Below are 21130 nucleotides of genomic sequence, written 5' to 3' on the forward strand. Positions count from 1 at the left end.
CGATGCTTGGCCACTCATGTCGGCTGCAGGAAGCGGCCGTCCACGAGGTGGTCAATCACCTCGCGGGCGGAGTGCGGATCGAGCCTCGCCTTCGTTCCCAGCTGCGTCACCGCCTGGGCGACCGTGGTAGGGCGCTCGAAGGCGGCGAGGGCCGACAGGAGAATCTGACCCTCCTCGCCCTGATCCAGTGTCGGGTCGGTGAACCGCCGTGGGCTGACGGAGGGCGCACAGGCGAGGCCCGTTCCGTCCACGGAGCGCACCACCGTCACCGTCTCCTGCGCCACCTTCGCGGGGACCTTGTGGGGACCCAGCCAGTCACTGAGCTTGAACTGGAGCGTCGAGGGGGCAGTGTTCAGGAGGCGCGTGCGTCCGTTGATCTGCACCTTCCGCTTTGCAGCCCGGTGCTTCCACGCGAGGGAGTCCACATGGTCCGACGTGCGCTGCACCGCTTCCTCGAGCGCCGCGTCGCGGAAGCGCAGCATCGGCACGGATACGTCGCCGGGCTCGCGCTGCTCGAAGTACTCGAGGAACTCCGTGAACGTCCGTGCCTCGGTCTCCATGTCGAACCGCGCGGGGTGCTCCGTGACGAGCGCTCCCGGCTGTGCTTCGAGCCGCTGGTAGCCCACCACGCAGTCCAGGCTGATGACCTTCTCCACCAGGCGGAGCTCCTCCTTCAGCGTGGCAGCGCTGGCGAAGGGGAGGCCCGCGATGCCGGAGATCTCCACGTCCAGGTTCTTGTGGCGGCGGCAGCGGTCGATGAGCTCCAGCAGCTCCTGATCCGTGGCACACGGCTTGAGCAGGCCCCGGCGCATCTGCTCGAGCCGCTGTTGCTCCGAGAAGCAGCCGATGTCGAGCACCATGAAGACGCGCTCGAAGGTTTGCGCCAGCGCGTCGATGAGCTCGATCCGTGCCACGCCCCACAGGAAGTACGTGCAGCAGTGGCGGGAGAGATCGACTCCCGCCCAGGTATTCTGGAGGAACTCCGCCGTGCTCCCCGAGAAGTCGTAGCGCATCTGCCACGTCCGAGGAGCGATCTCCTGGTGATCGCGGCGCACGCTCTCCTCGGATCGCAGGAACGGCTTGGCGCGCCCGAAGGCCGCTTTCTGGTTGCCGCGGGCTCCGCCGCAATAGAGGCAGTTCTCGCCACAGCCCTTGCCGGGCGCGACCCACCCCGAGAACGCGTGGAGGTCCTGCTGGCTCAGGAAGATGTCTTGGAAGTGGGAGTAGTAGACGTCCTCGCTGTTCGTGGCGCCCTGGACGTACTTCAGGGGCAGACGCCGTGGAGAGCCGTCTGGATCCCGGGTGACGCAGTTGGGCGGGGAGGGGTCACCCTGGCAGAGCGCCAGCAGAGGCCGCTCGCCGTCGCCCAGGACGATGTGGTCGATGGAGTCGAAGGCGTGCAGTTCCCGCCACCAGTACGCCGCGGTGTTACCGCCCACGACGACGCGGATGCTGGGGTCGATCTTCCGCAAGGTCCGCGCCACGAGCAGGGCGCGGTGGACGTGGTGGAACCACTTGAGGCTGATGCCGACGAGCTTGGGGCGCACACGGGCCACCAGGGCCTCGAGCGAGCGAGCCACCTCTTCCTCGGTCTCGTCCCCATCGTAGAGCCGGACGAACGCTTCGATGCCGCCCCGGCGCAGGTAGCTCGCGAGATACAGGATCCCACACGTGGCCTCGCCGGTACCGGCGCCAAGAAGGAGGACTGGAGAGAGGACGCGACGGCCATTCATGAGGGGGGACCCGACCTTCGTAACAGCGCGAGTATAGCGGTCTTGTCCCGCGCCGTGGCGACGTGTCATGGGTATGTCAGGGGGAGCCTCTGACAAGTCATCTCCTCGCAGCGAGCGCGGCGTCACTCCGCTTCGTCACACGCATCTTCGGAGAGTTCCAGGAGGTGACGCGCGAGGGCGTGCCCATCAGCCGCATCTTCAAGAACGGGGACTTCGGCTACCGCACCATCACGGTGGAGCGCCCCGAGCGGGACGCGAAGGGCCAGCCGGTGCTGGGCTCGAAGGGCAAGGGCAAGGGCAAGCCCGTGGCGGACGCGAACCTCCGTGACACGGAGAACGTCCCGCTCTCCGAGGACGTGGAGGCGTACTTCCAGCGCGAGGTGCTGCCCCATGCGACGGATGCGTGGATCGACCACGAGAAGACGAAGGTGGGCTACGCGATTCCCTTCAACCGGCACTTCTACGTCTTCAAGCCGCCGCGCAAGCTGGAGGACATCGACAAGGACTTGAAGGGTGTCACCGGCCGCATTCTCCAGATGATCGGTGGGCTATCTCAGTGAGCGTCTCGAAAGGGTGCGCTCAGATCCCCATCGTCCAGTCCCAGTAGAGCGGTTGGCACGAGAAGGGGCCCTGCTCCCAGCTCCGGCTGCAGTGGTAACCCTCGCCACAGGCGTTGGGAGGCCCTTGAGGGTCGCAAGCCGGCAGACAATGCCAGCCGTCGCAGACCTTGCCCTCGCCGCAGGGGGGCTTGCCTTCGCCGCAGGGTTCGACGCACTCCATCCACACCTTGCCTGGAAAGGCGGCCTCTCGGGCCAACAGTGCATCCCTTTCGAGGAGGGCGCAGGTGGGGAAACACAGGGGCTGGGGAACGGTGTCCGCGCAGAAAAAGCCCTCCGGGCAGCTCTGACTGTCTTCGGGACGGCAGAGCCGGGCACACCAAGCGTGTTCTCTGCCACCGCACAGCAAGCCCGCGGCGCAGGCGTTTGCCCGGTCATCCGGAAGCTCGACGCACCCCTCGCCTTCCTGGCGAAGACCCACGGGGATGCAGCGGCGCACGAAGGGGCCTCCTCCCCATGTAGCGAGGAGGCGGCAGACCTCGTCTTCCTTGCATTGGCCGTCCGTCAAACACTCGCTGTCGACGCAGGTGGACCGGAGGTGGCGGCCGTCGAACAGGCAGCCCAACGGCGCTTCACACGCTCCGCTAGGTCCGCACCGCCGGCCATAGGTCTCCCGTTGCATGCGCTGCTCAGGGGTGAGCACGGGGCTGATGCGCACCCCAGGGAGCGGCTGCGTGGGGACTTCTGGCTTCAGGAGCGCCCAGAGCAACAGCAGCAGGGGCAGGGGCAGCAACACGCTCGCGAAGACCACGCTCCCCTTGCGCCAGTTCCACCTCCGCACCTACGGCCCTCCACATTCGAGACACGCGGGGGAGCGGTCCTGGCCGTGCCCGCAGACCTCCTTGCGTCGTTTCCGAGGGGCAGCCGGCCGTCACCGTGACGGAGAGGACGGCAACAGCCATCTGGAGCCAACGCATGGGGTCTCCCATGAAGGGCGCTCGACGCTACCAGCGTGGCTCCCATGGCGTCCACGTTCCGGCAGGTGGAGCAGGTCGCCTGGCCTCACGCGGAAGGCTTCTAACGCGCGCCTACCTCTGAGGTAGGGTGGCGGGCACCCATGCCAAGCCCGTCCATGCCCCCGCTCCACCCCGCAGCGCTCCCTCTCGGCACCCCCGTGGGCCCTTGGCGCGTGGTGGACTGGGCGGGGCGGGGCGTCAACGGCGCCGTCTACCGCGCCGTGCGCATCGGCCAGGAGCACCTGCCGCCCGTGGCTCTCAAGGTGGCCGTGCTGCCCGAGGACCCACGCTATGGCCGCGAGCGGGAGCTGCTGTCTCGCACGCTGCACCCGCACATTCCCCGGCTCGTGGACCATGGACACTGGGTGAGCCCCAGCGGCGCTCGGCATCCGTTCGTGGCCATGCAGTGGGTGGACGGCGTGCCCCTGTATGAGTGGGGCCGAATGTTCCGTCCCTCGGCGGCGCAGCAACTGCGGCTGCTGGCCCAGGCGGCGCTCACCCTCCAGTACCTCCATGCACAGGGGGCGCTCCACCGGGACTTCAAGGGCGGCAACCTCTTGGTCCGCCGCTCCGACAGCCGACTGTTCCTCATGGACTTCGGCTCCGGCATCTACCCGGAGGCGGACACGCTGACGCCTCAGCAACTGCCTCCGGGAACGCCGGCGTACCGCTCGCCCGAGGCCTGGCTGTTCACCCTGCGGTTCCGCCACACCTCGGAGCGCTACCGGGCTGGGCCCGCGGATGATGTGTTCGCCCTGGGCGTCACCGCCTGCGTGCTCGCGACCGGCAAGTACCCGGAGATGGGCGTGCCGCTCAGGGATGAGCAGGGCATCCCGTATTTGGATTCGCTGATGCTGCCGCGGGCCCTGTTCTCTGCCCAGGTGGCGCCGCCGCTGCGAGAGCTGATTCTGCGCATGCTCGCCATCCGCCCCGAGGAGCGCATCTCCGGGGCCGAGCTGGCCCCCGCGCTGGAGCAGGCGGCGGACGCGCTCAGCCCGTTCCCCTCGAGGAACCACGAGCCCGTGCCCGAGCCTGAGCCGGTGAGGGCAGAGGCCCTCGCGGCTCGGCGTTCCGCGCCCGGGCCCGCGTGGTGGCCCTGGCTGGCGGTGGTGGTGGCGGCGGGGGCGCTGGGCCTGTGGGTCGGAGGGATGATGCGGGAGGCCTTACCCCCGGCTCGCGCAGTGTCTCCGGAGGCCGCGCAAGCCGCGCACTCGCGAGCCGCGCCGGGAGCGCCAGAGACAGAGACGGCAGGGCTCGGGGAGGCGGCGGGCTCCACTTCGCTGGAGCATGCCTCTCCGTCCGGCTCGGAGCGGGCGGTGGCGGAGAGTCTCCCCGAGCTCTCCGAGGGACAGGCTCAGCCCGACAAGAAAGGCCGGTGCCCTCACCCCCAGCAAGTGGTGCTCAACGGAGGCTGCTGGGTGCGCATGAAGGTGAGCCGCGAGGCGTGCGACGTCTTCGGCGATGGCCAGATGTACCAGCAGGCGTGCTACGTGCCGGTGTTTCCCGGCAAGCGTGGCCGCCCGTCCACCTCCGGCGAGGGCCGCCCCCGGCCGCAGTGAGTGTTGCTGGCTCGAACGAACCGCTGACTGAGAGGAACTCCATGAGGGAGCACATTCCCGTGATTCGTCTGGTGCCAGACCTCGGCGATGACAGCGTGGTGGCCCGGGACGGCGTGGTTATCTGCTTCTTTCTGCCCCACTCCCACAAGGAGGTGGCTCCGGCCATCTGGCGCGCATTGGAGACCTACCGGCGCGCCGTACCTTCTGGATCGTTGGCTTGGTACGTCTCGGATGATGGCGACTATCTCCCGCTGGACGAGAAGGGTTGGGCGCACATCCGCTACAAAATCCTGGAGCGCCAAGGAGGCTACGCGTGGCACGTGGAGTTGGAGGAGGACTGTAGCCAGGTGGGGGGCTACCACTTCGAGTATGCCGGCCTGTGGCTGAATGATCCGGAAGGGCTGAACCGGGAGGGCTCGACGACGGGAGTGCTCTTCACCTTGCCCACCGAGTACCTCTTGGAGCACGGCCCCGGCCACGTGCGCGCGCTGGCGCTGGAACTGGCACGCGAGCTGCCGTTCAGCTTCGGCTACGCCAGCCTCGCCCTCATTGCTCCTCACGGCCGCTGGTTCGCCGCTCGCAGGGCCGTGGTGCCACTGCTGTCGCGCTACGCTGGGTTGGACATCTACAGGCTGATAGAGACAGGGGGGCACATCGGGGGGCGCGCCCGAGGCGCGTACTGGCTGACGTTCCTGGGCCAGCCGTTGCTGGGGCAGGTGGGGGGCGAGGAGGGCTTGAGGAGCAAGCTGGCCTTCCCGCAGGTGTCCGTGCAGCCGCTGGGGGGAGAGCGGGTGCTCATCACCCTGGGAGAGTGGCCGGAGCTGATCGACACGGCTCAGGAGGTGTACGTGCTGGAGTACCGGACGCTGGCGTGGGTGTTGGCGCCGTACCTGTACGAGGAGCGCGATGACTGGTTTTCGTTGTGGGCCCCTGAGGGCGACAACATGCGCCGTTGGATCCGCCGCCTGTGCCAGTGAGCACCTGATGGCGGGGCGCTGCCCAGCGATCTCCGAGTGCCCCTGCGGTAGCATGGCCGCGTGCCATGAGTGAACCGAACCGCTCTTTGTTCGCACGTGTCGAGCGCGCGTGCCTGTGGGGTGCCAGTGTGCTGCTGGTGGCGTGCGCTGGAAGCACGCCCCATTCCCGCCAGGGGCAGTGGCGCCTGGACACGGAGACGGCCGGGCGGCTTCGCCATGCCACGACTGTGGCGGGGGAGGGGGCCAGCACCGCCGCGCCTGCCGCAGCCCCCACGGTGGCCTCGGTGCTGGTGAAGACTGCGCCCCTGCTGGTGACCGTGCTGGGAAGTGACAACGCGGTGGGAGAGCTTGAGGAGCGGCTCTGGGAATGCGCGAGAGAGGCCGAGCGCCGTATCAACGCGCGGTATTTCGGAGGCCGAGCGCCCACACGCGCGGAGTGCGGGGAGGAAGTCGTGGTGGATGGGTGTCCCCAGCCCATCACCCGGGCGATGCAACTGGGCCAGCAGAAGCATGCGCTGGCGCTGGAGTGTGCTCGCGAGGTGCTGGAGGAATTGTGGCCCCGGCCGTTCAGGCTGGAGCAGCGCTACCGCTACTATCGCAACGCCCAGTTTCTGGAGATGGTGAGCCGCGAGGAGGAGGCGCGCTTGATTGCCCAGGGGTGCACCCGCGAGCTGTGGCGCACCATCAAGCCCGACATCGTTCTGTATCTCGACGATAACTGGCGCCGCGCTGCACTCACCCTGGACTTCAAGTTTCCGTGCCCAGAGACCAATGTCCCCCAATGGCGGCAATACAGCAGCGACAGCGCCTATTCCGGGCAGAGCCAAGGCCAAATCTACCAAGAGGCATTGGGAGGACATCCGGTCATTCTTTCGCCCAAGAAGATTACTCCATGAAGAAACACATCCCCCGGATTCGGCTGCTCCCTGAGCTCGGCGATGACGCTGTGGTGGCACGGGACGGTGTGGCTATCTGCTTCTTCCTGCCCCACTCTCACAAGGAGGTGGCCCACGCCATCTGGCGGGCCCTTGAGACCTACCGGCGCTCCATTCCTCCTGAGGCGCTGCCTTGGTACGTCTCGAATGATGGCGACTATCTCCCGCTGGATGAGAAGGGCTGGGAGCAAACCCGCTACACCCTCTTAGAGCGCCCGTGGGGCTCTGCCTGGATCGTCCAACTGGAAGAGGACTGCAGCCAGGTAGGGGGCTACAACTTCGAGTACGTCGGCCGGTGGCTGAACGATCCGGAAGGGTTGAACCGGCAGGGCTCGGCGACGGGGGTGCTCTTCACCTTGCCCACCGAGTACATGGTGGAGCACGGCCCCGGCCATGTGCGCGCGCTGGCGCTGGAGTTGGCGCGCGAGCTGCCCTTCAGCTTCGGCTACGCGAGCCTGGCCCTCATCGCGCCTCAGGGCCGCTGGTTCGCCGCGCGGGGCGCCGTCGAGCCTCTGCTTTGGCGCTACCTGGGGCTGGACGTCTACAAGCTGATGGAGACAGGGGCCTGTATCGGTTCGCAGGCCCGAGGTGCGTACTGGCTGACATTCTTGGGCCAGCCGCTGCTGGGGCAGGTGGGGGGCGAGGAGGGCTTGAGAAGCAAGCTGGCTTTCCCTCAGGTGTCGGTGCAGCCGCTGGAAGGCGAGCGGGTGCTGCTTACCCTGGGAGAGTGGCCGAAACTGCTCGACACGCAGAAGGGCGAGACGGGACCGGAGTACAGGGCGCTGGCGCGCGTGTTGGAGCCGTATCTGTATGAGGAGCGGTATGACTGGTTCCCCAGGTTGCCCCCAGCAGAGAACTCCTTGCGCCGCTGGATCCGGCGCTTGTGCCAGTGAGTCCCGGAGAGCAGGGAGCACCCGAGATTGACGGGCGCGTGCTTGCGCCCCTGCGGGGGCATGCCGCAGGCCATGCGTGAACCGAACCTGTCTGCTCCTTCCAGCCATCGCGAACCTGCCCGTGCTCGGAGGGGCTCGCGATGAGCTTCCCTCGCTACCCGAAGTACAAGGACAGGGGTGTCCCGTGGCTGGGCGAGGTGCCTGCTCACTGGGAAGTGTGGAGTCGCCCACGCTGACGCAGCAGGCCGCGAACAACACCAAGGAACAGTTCGCGAACTCGCCGGATCTCCAGAGCGAATTGGAGAATGCCATCATCGCGGCGTACGACGCCCACACGCTCATGAGCACGCAGGCACTGGACTCGAAGGCGGTTCAGCAAGCGCTCAAGGACATCCTGCTGAACCATGCGCTGCTGTGGGAGGCGCTCCGCGCCAAGGCCACAGAGAGCCCGGCCCGGTAGGGGCCCCGCTTCTCAGCTGGGCGGGTGGGTCGGAGTCGCCTGCGCCAGGACTCCTTGTGGCCAAGTGCCCGTTTTTACAGGGGCTGTTTCAGCTGTGGCCATCCGCCCGTCGCAGACAGCTGACCAGTCAGCTGTGGCACGCCGCATTCTGATCAACCCAGTGGTTGGTACCGTGAACGTGGGGCCGTTCCTGTCACCGCTCCGGTGTGGGCTCCCGCCGCAGCACGATGTCCGTGAAGTGATAGGGCGCCCACGGGCCTGTGTACTGGAGCGTGAGCAACTCGAAGCGCGCCGCCAGCGAGCGCAGCTTCGCATCGAAGGCCGCCTCGTGCTCCCGTGCCACCAGGAAGGCCGCGTTCAGGATCATCCGCTCGCCCAGGGGGCGCACCTCGCGCACCGCGGTGGCCAGCGGCCTCAGGGACTCCAGCAGCGTCTGGGCGTCATGCCTCGCCGCTTCCCGGGCAATGACGTCCTCATCCCACAGCACCTTCACGCCCAGCTCGATGTGCCCTTCCAGCTTCGCCAGCACGCCCGTGAAGGCGTCCCGCGCCGAGCGCAGCAGCTCCACCACCTCCTCGTGGCCTCGGAACGTGAGCCCGAAGGCCGCTGGCAGCAGCGTGTGCTCGCGCATCACCGCCTCCTGCACGCGGTGGTGGGCCAGCAGGTGGTCCCTCGTGGGGTCCGGCACTGCCGCTGAGCCCTCGGACACCACCGCCGCCAGCTCGCCGTCGTGCACCGTCACCACCTCGGCGGGCGGTGTCCCCAGGCCGAGCGCGCCGAAGCGCAGCTCCTGCTTCGCGCGCAGCACCCCATACAGGTACAGGGAGGAGGTCCGGGCCATGGCCATCTGTCACTTCTTGCGTGCCGCGAGCACCTTCTTCACCTCCGCCACCAGCGTGTCCGGTAGACAGGGTTTCACCACGAAGGAGTCGCACTGCACCTGCTGCCCGGAGCCGGGCTCATTGGCCAACGCGTGCCCCGTCAGTGCCACCACCGGAATGTGCTTCGTGCGCTCGTCGCTCTTGAGCCGGCGCGTGGCCTCCCACCCGTCGATAATGGGCAGGGACAGGTCCATCAGGATGACGTCCGGTATCAGCGCGAAGGCCTTGTCCAGCGCCTCGGCCCCGTTCGTCGCCTGGTCCACCCGGAACCCGGAGAACTCCAGGTACTCCGCGTACATCTCCCGCGCGTCCTGGTAGTCGTCGACGACCAGCACGAGGGGCTTGGAGTTGTCCGGAGCATTCGTCATGAACGCCTCATACGCCACGGCACGTGCAGCGTGAAGGTGGAACCCTGGCCGATTGCACTCTGCACGGTGACCCGGCCTCCCAGCATCGCCGCCAGACGTCGGCAGATGGACAGACCCAGGCCGGTGCCGCCGTAGACACGCGTGGGAGAGCTGTCCACCTGCTGGAAATCCTCGAAAACCTTCTCCTGGTGCTCCGGCGCGATGCCAATGCCCGTGTCCTTCACGGAGATGCTCACCGTGGACGTGGCGAAGTCATACGCGGCCGACAGCTGCACCGAGCCCTCGTGCGTGAACTTCAGCGCGTTGGACAGCAGGTTGAGGACGATCTGCTTCACCTTCTGCCGGTCCCCGTGCAGCTCCGGCACGTCCGGTGTCACGTGGCTGCCCACCGTCAGCTTCGTCCGGGCGATGATGGGGTCCATCTCCGCCATCACCTCCTGGAGCAGCTCCGGGAGCTGGAAGTCCGTGAGGTTCAGCGGCATCCGCCCCGCTTCAATCCGGGTGATGTCCAGGATCTCGTTGATGACCTGGAGCAGGTGCCGCCCGTTGGAGTCGATGCGCTGCAGGTTGCGCCGTTGCTGGGGCGTCATCTCTCCGTTCACGCCCTGCAGCAGCATGCTCGTGTAGCCGAGGATGGCGTTGAGCGGCGTGCGGAACTCGTGGGACATGTTGGCCAGGAACTGGGACTTGGCCGCGCTGGCCTGCTCCACCTGGAGCGCCTGCCGCCGCAGCTTCTCGTTCTGCTCGGCCAGCTCCGCGGTGGCCGAGTGCACCTTGGCCTCCAGCTCGCTCGAGGCGGAGCGGACTTGCTCCAGCAGCCGTGCCTTCTCCAGCGCCTCCGTCCGGTCATGCAACAGGGTGACGATGGAGGTGGGCTCGCCATTGTCCGCGAGCACCTGGCTGGCCGTGGCCTCCATGGGCAGCGGGGTGCCCGTGGCGGGCTCCACCAGGTGCAGCTCCCCACGCCAGCGCTTCGGGCCGCCGGGCGTCAGCAGGTGCGACAGGAACGAGGAGAAGTGCGCGTCGTTGGTGTGCGCCCGCCGCCGGGTGGCCTCGCCGCTGTCCGGAGGGGCGTAGAAGAGGCGCTCGGCCGGATCATTCATCAGCACCGTGCCGCCGGACGGGTCCGTGACGATGATGGGATCCGCCACCGAGTCGAGAATGAGATCCAACCGCAGCCGCTCCGAGCGTGCCTCCTGCTCCGAGGCCCGCAGCCGCCGGTAGCTCTCACCGAGCGCCTGCGTGGCTCGGCCCAGCGCCGTCACGTTGCGCAGCACGCACACGTAGCCCGGGGGAGAGCCCGGCTCCTGCGCCGGGGTGCAGACGAGCTCGAAGAGCAAGTCCGTGCCCTCCACCGGATCCACCAGGGCCAAGTCCCGGCGGCGCACCGGGGATGCACCGCCCGTGGCGCTGCTCTGCAGCGCGGTGTGAAAGACGCGCTGGTTGAGCTCCACGGCGCGGCGGTGGCCCTCGCTGGCGCTCTCGTCCGCGAAGAAGAGCTGGCGCGCGCGGGCGTTGGCGGTGAGGACGTGGCCCTCCTGGTGGGTGTAGAGGATGGGGTCCGTCACCGCGTCCACGAGCAGGCGCAGCAGCCCTCGCTCCTGGTCGGTGGCCGAGGGGCTCGAAGCACTGGAGGGTGTGAGGGGGACGGTGGAGGACGGCACAGTCCTAGGCTCCGGTTCCCGTTTTTCCCGGAGGCACTCCGGGTCGCTCCAGGTGCGTGTTCACGGACTCGACGGCGAGGCGGCCACTTGGGGCAAGGGCCGAGGTTCGCGCAGGCTCCACGCCGGGCTCCTGGGCGAAGCGGATGCCCTGATCCAGGACGCGGTCCAGGATGTCGACCAGGCTGGTGCCTCCGGGATTTCGTGTGACCGGCATCCTGTGCTCCTGGCCGTGGCGGCCCGTCCCTCAACTTCATTAAATAGCGCGGTCCCCCTCAGACAACCTCAGCGTTTCGGCGGAAGTCCGCGCTTTGCCAACTCCTGAGAAGGCACTCTGTTGCCTCGGACACACCCTGTCCACCTTCTGGACGAGGAGCAGGCAGCCGTGCGGGCCGAGTCTGCTGGCTTACCAGCCCTCAGGGGAATCCCTAGCCTTGGTTCATGACGGAAGAGCGGATCCACAAGTCGCTCTGGACGACGACGGCGCCCGGGCGGCGGTTTCCCGTGCTCTCTGGAGACCTGACGGTGGATGTGGCGGTGGTGGGCGGCGGTGTCGCGGGCCTCACAGTGGCCTGGCTGCTCCGCAGGGCGGGCAAGAGGGTGGTGGTGCTGGAGATGAACCGGCTGCTCACCGGGCAGACCGGGCAGACCACGGCCCATCTCACCGAGCTGTTGGACACCCCGTACTCCACGCTCTGCTCGGACTTTGGCGAGAAGGGAGCTCGCCTGGCGGCCGCCTCCAGCCGGGACTCCATCGAGCAGATCGCCTCGCTGGTGAAGGCGCTGGGCGTGGACTGCGGGTTCCAGCGCGTGCCCATGTTCCGCTACGCGGAGACGGACTCGCAGCTGAGGGAGCTGGAGAAGGAAGTGGCTGCGGCGCGCAAGGTGGGGCTGCAGGCCTCGCTCACGCGGGACGTGCCGCTGCCGTTCCCAGTGAAGGGAGCGCTCCGGCTGGAGAACCAGGCGCAGTTCCACCCACGCACGTACCTGCTGGCCCTGGCCGAGCGCCTCGAGAAGGAAGGCTGCCTCATCTTCGAGGAGACGCGCGTGGTGGACGTGCAGGACGGGGTGCCCTGCCGCGTCGTCACGGACAAAGGCACCGTGCTGGCCACGGACGTGGTGGAGGCCACCACGACGCCGCTCAACAAGCTGTTCCTCCACAGCAAGCTCTACCCGTACCGCACCTACTCGGTGGCGGGTCCGCTGGAGGCGCCGCTGGAGGCGGGCCTCTATTACGACAGCCAGGACCCGTACCACTACATCCGCCCGCAGCGCATCGACGGGGTGGACTACCTGATCGTCGGTGGCGAGGACCACAAGGTCGGCACCGAGGAGGACACGGAGACGCACTTCGCCGCGCTGGAGGCGTACACGCGGCGCAACTTCCCTGTCACTCGCGTGACGCACCGCTGGTCCGGCCAGGTCATCGAGCCCGCGGACGGGCTGGCGTACATCGGCCGCAACAGCGCCTCGCGGCACACGTACGTGGCCACGGGCTTCTCGGGCACGGGCATCACCTGGGGGACGCTGTCGGGGATGATCCTCTCGGACCTGATCCTCGGGCGGGAGAACCCGTACGCCGCGCTCTATGACGCCAGGCGCGTGAAGGTGCGGGCGGGCGCCAAGGACTTCATTCAAGAGAACGCCGAGGTGGCCTTCCGCTTCGTCGCGGATCGGCTCGCGCGGCCGGACGGGCACCAGCTGTCCGAGGTGGCTCCCGGCGAGGGGAAGATTCTCGAGGTGGAGGGCAAGAAGGTGGCCGTCTACCGCGAGGAGAACGGCACCTGTCATGCCATCAGCCCAGTGTGCACGCACGTGGGGTGCCATGTGCACTGGAACCGCGCGGAGCGCTCCTGGGACTGCCCCTGTCATGGCGCCCGCTTCAGCCCCACCGGCAAGGTGCTCAATGGCCCGGCCGTGAGGGATCTCGCCTCCCAGAAGCTGCCAGAGGAGGCCTCAACCGCTTCACCTATCACCACACACGGAGAGGAATAACCATGGACGCGTTGGATCTGCTCAAGGAACAGCACGACGAAGTGAACACGCTCTTCAAGAAGTTCGAGAAGCTCGAGGAGGGCTCCACGGCGGAGCTCCGTGAGCTCTTCGTCATGATCGCGGACCGGCTCTCGGCCCACGCCACCATCGAGGAGCAGTTCTTCTATCCCTCCATCAAGACGGACAAGACGGAGGACCTCATCCGCGAGGCCGTGGAGGAGCACCTGGGCGTCAAGCGCATCATCGCGGACCTGCTGGAGATGGAGCCCTCGGACGAGCAGTTCGCCGCCAAGATGAAGGTGCTGATGGAGAACGTCGAGCACCACGTCGAGGAGGAAGAGGACGAGATGTTCAAGCTGGTGCGCAAGGTGCTCGACAAGGATCAGCGCTTCGCGCTCGGCGTTCAGATGAAGGCGGAGTTCGACGAGCTGATGAAGGGCGAGCCCCGCAACGAGGTGCCCATGCAGACGGACGAGGCGGCCCCGGTTTGATGCTGAACTGACGTGCAGTCCAGGCGCGAGGGTGGCACCATGGCCCGGCCATGCCTGCCACCGCTCGCGCCCGTGCTGTTGTCCCGCTCCTCCCCGAGTCCTTCACTCCCGCTGCTCGCAGAGCCTTGATGCGGGCGGATCCCGTCCTGGGCGCGCTGATGAAGCGGGTGGGGCCCCTCCAGCTGCAGATGAAGCCGCTGCACAGCCCGTTCTCGGCGCTGGCGGAGTCCATCGTCTACCAGCAGCTCCACGGCCGCGCGGCGGCCACCATCTTCGGCCGGCTCTGTGAGCGGGTAGGCCATGGCGCCGCGCTCACGCCGGAGGCGCTGCTGGCCACGCCGGACACGGCGCTGCGCGAGGCGGGCCTGTCGGCCGCGAAGCTGGCGGCGGTGAAGGACCTGGCGCAGAAGACACGGGAGGGCACGGTGCCCACGCTGGCCCAGGTCCACAAGATGGACGACGCGGAGCTCATCGAGCGCTTCACGCAGGTGCGTGGCATCGGCCAGTGGACGGTGGAGATGCTGCTCATCTTCCGGCTCGGGCGGCCGGACGTGCTGCCGGTGGATGACTACGCCATCCGCAAGGGCTTCATGCTGATGCAGGGGCTGGAGGAGTCACCGCGCCCGCGCGAGGTGCTCGCCTACGGGGAGCGCTGGCGGCCCTGGCGCACCGTGGCGAGCTGGTACCTCTGGCGCTCGCTGGATACGCCCCAGCCTCAGGAGGCGCTGGAGCCCTCGAGATCGGCGCGGCCCCAGTCTCCCCAGGCCCGCAAAAGCAAGCTGCGAACCTCGTCCTCCGTCACAGGGCGGAAGTCCGAGTAGCAGGACGACACGGTATCGAAGGGCAGCGGTTGCCAGGGGCAGACGACCTCATCGAACTCCTCGTTGATCAGCTGTAGGCCCTCCCGCGAGGCCACGGGGACTGCGGCCACCAACGTCCGGGCGCCCGTGCGGCGCACCAGGCCCGCAGCGTCCCGGAGCAGGAGCCCCTGGGCTGCGCCCTCGTCCACGATGAGGGCGATGCGTCCGTGGAGGGTGGGGGGTGGGGCGGGGGGACGAAGCGTGTGAATGCGCTGGCGGAGGCGGCGCCACGCGAAGGCGGTGGCTTGGCGCAGTGGCTCGTCGTTGACTCCCAGCGCGTTGATGACGGGCTCGTGGAGCTGTTGCGAGGGTGGCCAGCCGAGCAGCCCCAGAGTGATGTCTCCCCGGGGCGAGGTGATGGGCTCCAGGAAGCACAGCTCCAGGGGCACCGCGAGGTGCCGCGCCACCTCGAAGGCGATGGGCACTCCCCCGTTCGGAATGCCGAGCACGGTGACGTCATGCCGTCCTGCGTAGCGGGACAGTGAGCGGGCAAGCACCTCGCCCGCGTGAGAGCGGTGAGAGAAGGGCGTGATCATCTGGACGGAACCTGAGGAGCAAGCCTGGGCACGGCAAACAGGGGCCGCTCGCCCGGCTGCTCTCGTGCCCAGGGGCTTCCAAGGGAGCCTGCCTTGCGGCGCGTCCCCACCGTCCTCACCCCTTGAGACAAAGGAGCCATCGCTCATGCGTGCTTTGACTTATCAAGGGCCTTACCGGGTCCGTGTGGAGAACAAGCCTGATCCGACCATCGAGCACCCGCAGGACGTGGTGCTGAAGGTGACGCGGACGGCCATCTGTGGTTCGGACCTGCACCTGCTGCACGGTCTCATCGCAGACACCCGCGTGGGCTGCACGTTCGGGCACGAGTTCATGGGAGTGGTGGAGGAGACAGGGCGCGAGGTGAAAACCCTGCGCAAGGGCGACCGCGTGGTGGTGCCGTTCAACATCTCCTGCGGCATGTGCTTCTACTGTCAGCGCTCGCTCACGGCGCTGTGTGAGAACTCCAACCCGTGCAGCGATCTGGCCTCGGGCGTGTACGGGTACTCGCACACCACGGGCGGCTTCGAGGGCGGCCAGGCCGAGTATGTGCGCGTGCCCTACGCGGACGTCGGCCCTCTGAAGGTGCCCGAGGACATGGAGGACGAGGAGGTGCTCTTCCTCAGCGACATCCTCCCCACGGGCTACCAGGGCGCGGAGATGGGAGAGATCCAGGCCGGTGAGACGGTGGTGGTGTTTGGCTGTGGCCCCGTGGGCCTGTTCGCCATGAAGTCCGCATGGCTGATGGGCGCCGGGCGCGTCATCGCCGTGGACCACATTCCGTACCGGCTGACCTTCGCGGAGCAGTACGCGAAGGTGGAGACGGTGAACTTCAAGGAGGTAGGGGACGTGGTGATGCACCTCCGCGAGATGTGCGGCGGCCGCGGCGCGGACGTGTGCATTGACGCGGTGGGCATGGAGGCCGAGGGCTCCACCATGCACAAGATGCTGGGCCTGGCGAAGCTCGAGGCCGGCGCTCCCACGGCCATCAACTGGAGCATCGACACCGTGCGCAAGGGGGGCAACGTGTCGATCATCGGCGTGTACGGCCCGCCGTGGAACCTGATCAACATCGGCACGGCGATGAACAAGGGCCTGACGCTGCGGATGAACCAGTGCAACGTGCGCCGGTACATGCCTCGGCTGCTGGAGCACATCCGCGAGGGCCGTATCGACGCCAAGGGCATCATCACCCACCGCTTCCCGCTGGAGGACGCGGCGCACGCCTACCACCTGTTCGCCCAGAAGCGGGACAACTGCATCAAGTGCGTCCTGGTTCCCCACGGGCACGCCTGAGAGAGGACACAGCCATGATGAACGAACAGATCGTGGGCAAGGGCGCGGACGCGGATCCTGCCAACCGTCCTGGGATTCCGATGGAGACGGAGCCGGCACCGCTGGCAGGGGCGCAGATGCCCATCGAGCCCCAGAAGTCGGACTACCCGGTGCTGATGCACGGCGGGAAGCAGAAGATGCCGCCGGTGTTCGGGACGGCCTCGCCGCCCAAGGCGCTGAGCGGGCTCATCCGGAAGGCGGCCTACAAGTACCCGGACCACTGGGCCCGGCACTGGATGATGCTGATGATGGCGGACCGGGTGGACTCGTGGGAGCACAACCTGCGGAGGGTTCTTCCATTGGCCGCAGTCGTCCTCGTCGGCGGCCTGACGTACAAGCTGATCCGCCGCTGAGCGGGCGGCGGTAGCTCCGTCAGGAGCTGGGCTGCGGGGCGGGAGCGTCCTTCTGCTCCCGCAGCGGCAGCAGCAGGAACAGGAAGGCCGCTGAGAGCCCCGCGCCCAGCAGGAATACCTGGGCGTAGCTCCAGTGCGCCCGGTCGAAGAGCTGCCCCGCAATGGGGCCTGCGGGAGCTTTACCCGCAACCTCAATGCTGGCGAAGAGCGTGTAGTGGGTTGCGCCGACGCGGCGGTCTACCCGGGACATCATGAAGGCGAACACCACCGTCGTCAGTGCCCCGCCGAAGAACTCCTCGGCGATGGTGACGCCGATGACGCCCGCCTCCGTCACGCCCGTCTGTGCGAGCCACCAGCGGCCCAGCAAGGGGAATAGCCGTAGCGTTGTCGTCAGCGCGAGCGCGCGGAACAACGGCACCCGCGTTGCGAGCAGGCCGCCCAGCGCCGAGCCGAGGATGGAGGCTCCCTGCCCCCAGGTTCCGACCCAGAGGCCGATCTGCTCGGGCCGGATGCCCGCATCGACGAGGAAGAGCTTGTAGAGCACGTCGGACATCGTCTCGCCGAGCTTGTAGGTGCCGATGAACAGCAGCATCCACGCCGTTCCCGGCAGCAGCAGGGCCTCCTTGAGCTGTCCGAGCACCTCGCGCCAGCTCTTGCGCTCCTCCGAGCCCGAGGACTCCCGGGGCGCGGGCTCTCTCGTGAAGGCCATGAGCGTGAACACGGAGAGAGACAAGGCTGCCATGGAGAGGAACAGCCCCTTCCAGCCGATGTACTGGCTGGCCCAGACGAGCAGCCCGCCTCCAGTGAGCATTCCCAGCTTGTAGCCCACCACCTGCGCGGCGTTGCCGAAGCCCAGCTCCTCGGGTCGCAGCGAGTCCACCGCGAATCCGTCCACCGCGATGTCCTGGGTGGCTGCGAAGAGGTTCATCAGGAAGATGAGCCCGAGCAGCGCAGGCAGCGCTCCCTCCACGGGGACGAAGGCCGCGACGGCACAGGTGGCCGCCAGCGCTGCCTGGAGCGGGAGGATCCACGACTTGCGCCGGCCGATGCGGGCTGAGCCGTAGCGGTCCACCAGCGGCGCCCACAGCGCCTTGAACAGCCACGGCAGCGCCAGCAACCCGATGAAGCCAATGGCTCCCACCGAGACGCCCTGCATGCGCAGGTAGACGGGGAGCGCCGTGGCCTGGAACCCAAAGGGCATGCCCTGAACGAAGTAGAGGGCGCTCAGCAACCCCAGCTTGCGGACAGAGAGCTTCTTCACGGGAGGCCTGGGGGCATGGACGCCATCACGGGGTGGATTATCGTCCAGCAACCATGGAGAGGCCATCGTTGGAGAACCTGGAGACGCCCGCCGCGCTGGTAGACCTGGAGCGCGTCGATGCCAACCTGCGGCGTGTGGATGCCTACGCCCGGCAGCACGGCCTGCGCTGGCGGCCACACACGAAGACGCACAAGGTCCCCGTGCTCGCGGAGCTTCAGGTCCGGGCTGGGGCGTCCGGCGTCACGGTGGCCACGCCCCACGAAGCGGAGGTGATGAGTGCGGCCTCCAGCGATGTGTTCCTTGCCTATCCTCCCGTGGGCGCCGCCCGCCTCGAACGGTTGATGAGGCTCTCTGCGCACGTCCAGCTCTCGGTGGGGCTCGATTCCCGCGAAGTGCTCGAGGGACTGAGCGCCGCCGCGAAAAAGGCCGGGCGTACGGTGGGCGTTCTGGTGGAGATGGACTTGGGCATGCGGCGGGTGGGCGTGCAGCAGCCGGCGGAAGCGGTGGCACTGGCTCGGGCCATCCAGGCGGCGGAGGCCGTCGAGTACCGCGGCGTCACGTTCTACCCGGGGCACGTCCGTGCTCCCGTGGCGTCGCAGGACTCAGCGCTGAACGCGGTGTCCGTGCGCCTGGCGGAGTTCCTCGAGGTGCTGTCCAGCGCGGGGCTGCGCCCCCAAGTGGTGAGCGGAGGCTCCACGCCCACCCTCTGGCGCTCGCACGAGGTGCACGGGCTGACGGAGATCCGTCCCGGCGTGAACATCCTCAATGATCGCAACTCCGCCGCCGTGGGGGCCTGCGCCTGGGAGGATTGCGCCTACTCGGTGCTGGCCACGGTGGTGAGCACCACCGTCCCCGGGCAGGCCGTCATTGATGCGGGCGCCAAGGCGCTGGCGAAGGAGGAGGGGCTCGCGCCGGAGGGCGGGTACGGCGCGCTCCTGGATCGGCCGGACGTGGTGCTCCGGAGCCTCTCCGAGGAGCACGGCCTGCTGGATCTCTCGAAGACGGAGTGGCGGCCTCGCGTGGGAGACCGTGTGCGGGTGGTGCCGAACCATGTCTGCGTCTCGGTGAACCTGCACGAACGGCTCTGGGCGGTGCGGAAGGGGGCGGTGGAGCAGGCATGGGCCATCACGGGCCGGGGCTGGGGCGCTCCATGAATATGAAATAGCACCGCTCGGCGGAACCCCGAGGCCTGTGAGGGTGTTCCAGGAGGGCGTTCCTGGAGGACTCTCATGGTGCTCACCCTCGGACTGCTGAGCCTGGTCACGGTGGTTCCCACCGCCGCAGTGGAGATCGAGGTGTTCGTGCCGCTGTGCGACAACGCCCTGATCGCTTGTGGCCGCAGTGCTGCGGGAGATCCGCGCTCCTTGGAGGCGAACCTTTACTGGGGCGCCGCCTACGGGGCGGAGCGCTTCCTCTCCCGGGCTCCTGGCTTCACGGTGCGGAGTCGCCGCGAGGGCGCCCCTGGCTCCGCGGTCTTGCGCGAGCTCGTGCTCGAGCGCGCCCCGGGAAAGGGGGAGCGGCTCGTCCGGCTCTCTCTCCACGCTTACGCAGGAGATCAGATTGACACGGCCCTGGAAGACTTCCTGCGTGCGGCCGGAGGCGGCAGTTCGGCGGACCTCGTGGTCTGGGCGGGTCATGACCGGCTCATGGACCGGGAGCCGCCGTTGATTCAGCCCAGTACCCACCTGCCTCCACGGCCCGTGGTGGTCCTGGCGTGCATGAGCGAGCAGTACTTCGGGCCGGTGCTGCAATCTCTGGGGGCTCCGCCGGTCGTCCTCACCCGGACGTTGATGGCGCCCGAGGCCTATCTCCTCGAAGCACTGGCTTCGTCCGCGGCCAGGTACGGGCCCACGGAGTCTCAGCACCTGCGCACCGCGCTGGTGGATGCCTATGCCCGGTACCAGCGCATCACGCTTCGCGCTGCCAGCTCAGTCTTTTCTCGGCCAGGCGATCGCAAATGAACGCTCTGATCAGGGCTGCGGGGGAGACTGCATGTGACGCAGGATCATCGCCTCCAGCCGCTCGAGCGCCTTGTCCAGCACGTCCATGGACGGGCCGAAGGACAGGCGCACGTACTGCCGGAATCGCGAGGCACGGGCGCGGCGCTTGCCCGGATTCACGTCGAAGAACTCGCCGGGCACGCAGATGATCTTCTGCTCCAGCGCGGCCCGGAAGAAGCTCATGCCGTCATTGAGCGGCGCAGGCAGCCCGGCCAGGTTGCCCCACACATAGAAGGTGCCATCCGGCGGCCGGTCCGAGCGGATGCCCAGCCGCTCCAGCCGCGAGTGGAACCGGTCCCGCTTCTCGCGGAACGCCGCGTTGATGGCCTGTGTCTCGGCGATGACGTGCTGCTCCTCCAGCAGCGGGAGCGCGGCGCGCTGCAGGGGCCGAGTGCCTCCGCCATCCAGGAAGCTGCCTGCGCTGGAGACGGCCTCGATGACCTGCTTGGGCCCCACCGTCCACGTCATGCGCCAGCCCGGGTAACGCCAGTTCTTCGTGAGGCCGTCGAAGACGACCACGGGGTCCTTGTTCACGTCCTCCACGTACCGCGTGGCGCTCTCCACGGGGAGCTGCCCGGGGCGCCCCGTCCAGACGTAGTGCGAGTAGAACTCGTCGATGAGCAGCGTGCACTCCTGCTCGCGCGCCACGCCTACCCAGCGCGCCAGCTCATCGCCCTGCACCAGCTTTCCGGTGGGGTTGCACGGGTTGGAGAAGAGCAGGGCAGAGAGCCCACGCCCCTGGACCTCGCGCCTCAAGTCGTCGTGCGTGAAGGCGTAGCCGCGCTCGCCCTCCAGCATGATGGGGATGGCGGTGAACGCCTTGAAGACGTCCAGCAGCTCCTCATAGGCGGTGTAGTCGGGCAGGAAGTGGCCCAGGTTCACTGAGCCGAGGCTCGCCGCCGCGCGCGTCAGCGAGGTGCGCCCACCTCCGGACAAGCTCACGTTCTCCGCGCTGTACTGGCTGGGCATGCCCTTGCGGTAGAGCCGGTTGTAGAGGCCAGCGATGGCCTCGCGCACCTCCCAGAGTCCCGCCACCGGGGCGTACTCCAGGTCGGCCACATCCACGGCGACCTTGCCCACCCGCGGAGGAGCGCCGGGCAGCTCGCCCGTCTCCGGCTGCCCCTGGCCCAGGTTGCACCACTCCGAGTCTCCGGGCTTGTAGCCTCGACGGCCCGCCTCGGTGGTGACGTAGATGACGCCCGTGCGAGGCACGGAGCGGAATGCTGGAATCGTGGTTTCGTCGCTCACGGCGCGCACCCTA

At 68.0% G+C, this 21130-nt stretch carries 21 protein-coding genes; 13 read left to right on the plus strand and 8 right to left on the minus strand.

Annotated elements, in window-relative coordinates:
- Positions 1-14: 14 nt before the first annotated feature.
- A complete protein-coding gene (locus DB31_RS21125) occupies positions 15-1733 on the minus strand; it encodes a B12-binding domain-containing radical SAM protein (RefSeq protein ID WP_044190734.1) in 1719 nt (572 codons plus the stop codon).
- A gap of 164 nt (positions 1734-1897) precedes the next feature.
- Here DB31_RS21125 and DB31_RS21130 point away from each other — a divergent pair, with 164 nt between their 5' ends.
- From DB31_RS21130 to DB31_RS21160, 6 genes are all read left to right on the plus strand, one after another.
- Positions 1898-2293: a hypothetical protein gene (locus tag DB31_RS21130; RefSeq protein WP_044190737.1), complete on the plus strand. Its 396-nt coding sequence runs from the start codon at positions 1898-1900 to the stop codon at positions 2291-2293.
- A gap of 1114 nt (positions 2294-3407) precedes the next feature.
- Positions 3408-4865, plus strand: coding sequence for a serine/threonine protein kinase (locus DB31_RS21140; RefSeq protein WP_044190743.1), 1458 nt, complete (start codon positions 3408-3410; stop codon positions 4863-4865).
- A gap of 41 nt (positions 4866-4906) precedes the next feature.
- Positions 4907-5842 (plus strand): type VI immunity family protein, encoded by a 936-nt coding sequence (locus tag DB31_RS21145; RefSeq protein ID WP_083968537.1) that lies wholly within the window; start codon positions 4907-4909, stop codon positions 5840-5842.
- Between the two features lie 65 nt (positions 5843-5907).
- Positions 5908-6738, plus strand: coding sequence for a hypothetical protein (locus DB31_RS21150; RefSeq protein ID WP_083968539.1), 831 nt, complete (start codon positions 5908-5910; stop codon positions 6736-6738).
- Positions 6735-7670, plus strand: coding sequence for a type VI immunity family protein (locus DB31_RS21155; protein WP_075306097.1), 936 nt, complete (start codon positions 6735-6737; stop codon positions 7668-7670). Before DB31_RS21150 ends, DB31_RS21155 begins: the two co-directional genes overlap by 4 nt.
- A gap of 184 nt (positions 7671-7854) precedes the next feature.
- Positions 7855-8130, plus strand: coding sequence for a hypothetical protein (locus DB31_RS21160; protein WP_205628540.1), 276 nt, complete (start codon positions 7855-7857; stop codon positions 8128-8130).
- Between the two features lie 193 nt (positions 8131-8323).
- On the opposite strand, the gene DB31_RS21165 is transcribed toward DB31_RS21160, so the two are convergent.
- From DB31_RS21165 to DB31_RS21180, 4 genes are read right to left on the minus strand one after another with little or no spacing between them, the layout of a single operon-like run.
- Entirely contained in the window at positions 8324-8971 is a 648-nt protein-coding gene (locus DB31_RS21165) for a GvpL/GvpF family gas vesicle protein (RefSeq protein WP_205628541.1), read from the minus strand.
- 9 nt (positions 8972-8980) lie between these two features.
- The gene (locus DB31_RS21170; protein ID WP_044190752.1) at positions 8981-9379 is read right to left on the minus strand and encodes a response regulator; all 399 of its coding nucleotides are present in this window, start codon (positions 9377-9379) and stop codon (positions 8981-8983) included.
- Positions 9376-11043, minus strand: a complete 1668-nt coding sequence (locus DB31_RS21175; RefSeq protein ID WP_044190755.1) for a PAS domain-containing sensor histidine kinase — start codon at positions 11041-11043, stop codon at positions 9376-9378. The genes DB31_RS21170 and DB31_RS21175 overlap by 4 nt, the downstream gene beginning before the upstream one ends.
- Positions 11044-11047: 4 nt before the next feature.
- Positions 11048-11257: a hypothetical protein gene (locus DB31_RS21180; protein WP_044190758.1), complete on the minus strand. Its 210-nt coding sequence runs from the start codon at positions 11255-11257 to the stop codon at positions 11048-11050.
- Between the two features lie 224 nt (positions 11258-11481).
- Here DB31_RS21180 and DB31_RS21185 point away from each other — a divergent pair, with 224 nt between their 5' ends.
- The 3 genes from DB31_RS21185 to DB31_RS21195 are packed head-to-tail and all read left to right on the plus strand — an operon-like array spanning position 11482 to position 14347.
- The gene (locus tag DB31_RS21185) at positions 11482-13035 is read left to right on the plus strand and encodes an FAD-dependent oxidoreductase (protein WP_044190761.1); all 1554 of its coding nucleotides are present in this window, start codon (positions 11482-11484) and stop codon (positions 13033-13035) included.
- A 2-nt stretch (positions 13036-13037) separates the two neighbouring features.
- Entirely contained in the window at positions 13038-13526 is a 489-nt protein-coding gene (locus DB31_RS21190) for a hemerythrin domain-containing protein (protein WP_044190764.1), read from the plus strand.
- 50 nt (positions 13527-13576) lie between these two features.
- Positions 13577-14347, plus strand: a complete 771-nt coding sequence (locus DB31_RS21195; RefSeq protein WP_083968541.1) for a DNA-3-methyladenine glycosylase family protein — start codon at positions 13577-13579, stop codon at positions 14345-14347.
- Here the strand turns inward: DB31_RS21195 and DB31_RS48940 are convergent.
- A complete protein-coding gene (locus DB31_RS48940; RefSeq protein WP_157232094.1) occupies positions 14242-14922 on the minus strand; it encodes a phosphoribosyltransferase in 681 nt (226 codons plus the stop codon). The two genes, DB31_RS21195 and DB31_RS48940, sit on opposite strands and share 106 nt — an antisense overlap.
- Positions 14923-15067: 145 nt before the next feature.
- On the opposite strand from DB31_RS48940, the gene DB31_RS21205 reads away from it, so the two are divergent.
- Positions 15068-16216 carry a zinc-dependent alcohol dehydrogenase gene (locus DB31_RS21205; protein ID WP_044190769.1) on the plus strand — a complete coding sequence of 383 codons (1149 nt, stop codon included), beginning with the start codon at positions 15068-15070 and terminating at the stop codon, positions 16214-16216.
- A gap of 14 nt (positions 16217-16230) precedes the next feature.
- Positions 16231-16608: a hypothetical protein gene (locus DB31_RS21210; RefSeq protein WP_044190772.1), complete on the plus strand. Its 378-nt coding sequence runs from the start codon at positions 16231-16233 to the stop codon at positions 16606-16608.
- Between the two features lie 19 nt (positions 16609-16627).
- On the opposite strand, the gene DB31_RS21215 is transcribed toward DB31_RS21210, so the two are convergent.
- Entirely contained in the window at positions 16628-17869 is a 1242-nt protein-coding gene (locus DB31_RS21215; RefSeq protein WP_075306099.1) for an MFS transporter, read from the minus strand.
- Between the two features lie 53 nt (positions 17870-17922).
- On the opposite strand from DB31_RS21215, the gene DB31_RS21220 reads away from it, so the two are divergent.
- Together DB31_RS21220 and DB31_RS21225 are read left to right on the plus strand one after the other, a co-directional pair.
- Complete coding sequence (locus tag DB31_RS21220; protein ID WP_044190775.1) at positions 17923-19023, plus strand: D-TA family PLP-dependent enzyme; 1101 nt, start codon at positions 17923-17925, stop codon at positions 19021-19023.
- 75 nt (positions 19024-19098) lie between these two features.
- Positions 19099-19830, plus strand: coding sequence for a hypothetical protein (locus tag DB31_RS21225; RefSeq protein WP_044190779.1), 732 nt, complete (start codon positions 19099-19101; stop codon positions 19828-19830).
- 9 nt (positions 19831-19839) lie between these two features.
- On the opposite strand, the gene DB31_RS21230 is transcribed toward DB31_RS21225, so the two are convergent.
- Positions 19840-21126, minus strand: a complete 1287-nt coding sequence (locus DB31_RS21230) for a pyridoxal phosphate-dependent aminotransferase (protein ID WP_420806712.1) — start codon at positions 21124-21126, stop codon at positions 19840-19842.
- Between the last annotated feature and the right edge of the window lie 4 nt (positions 21127-21130).

This window comes from Hyalangium minutum, from assembly GCF_000737315.1.
Taxonomy (GTDB): domain Bacteria; phylum Myxococcota; class Myxococcia; order Myxococcales; family Myxococcaceae; genus Hyalangium; species Hyalangium minutum.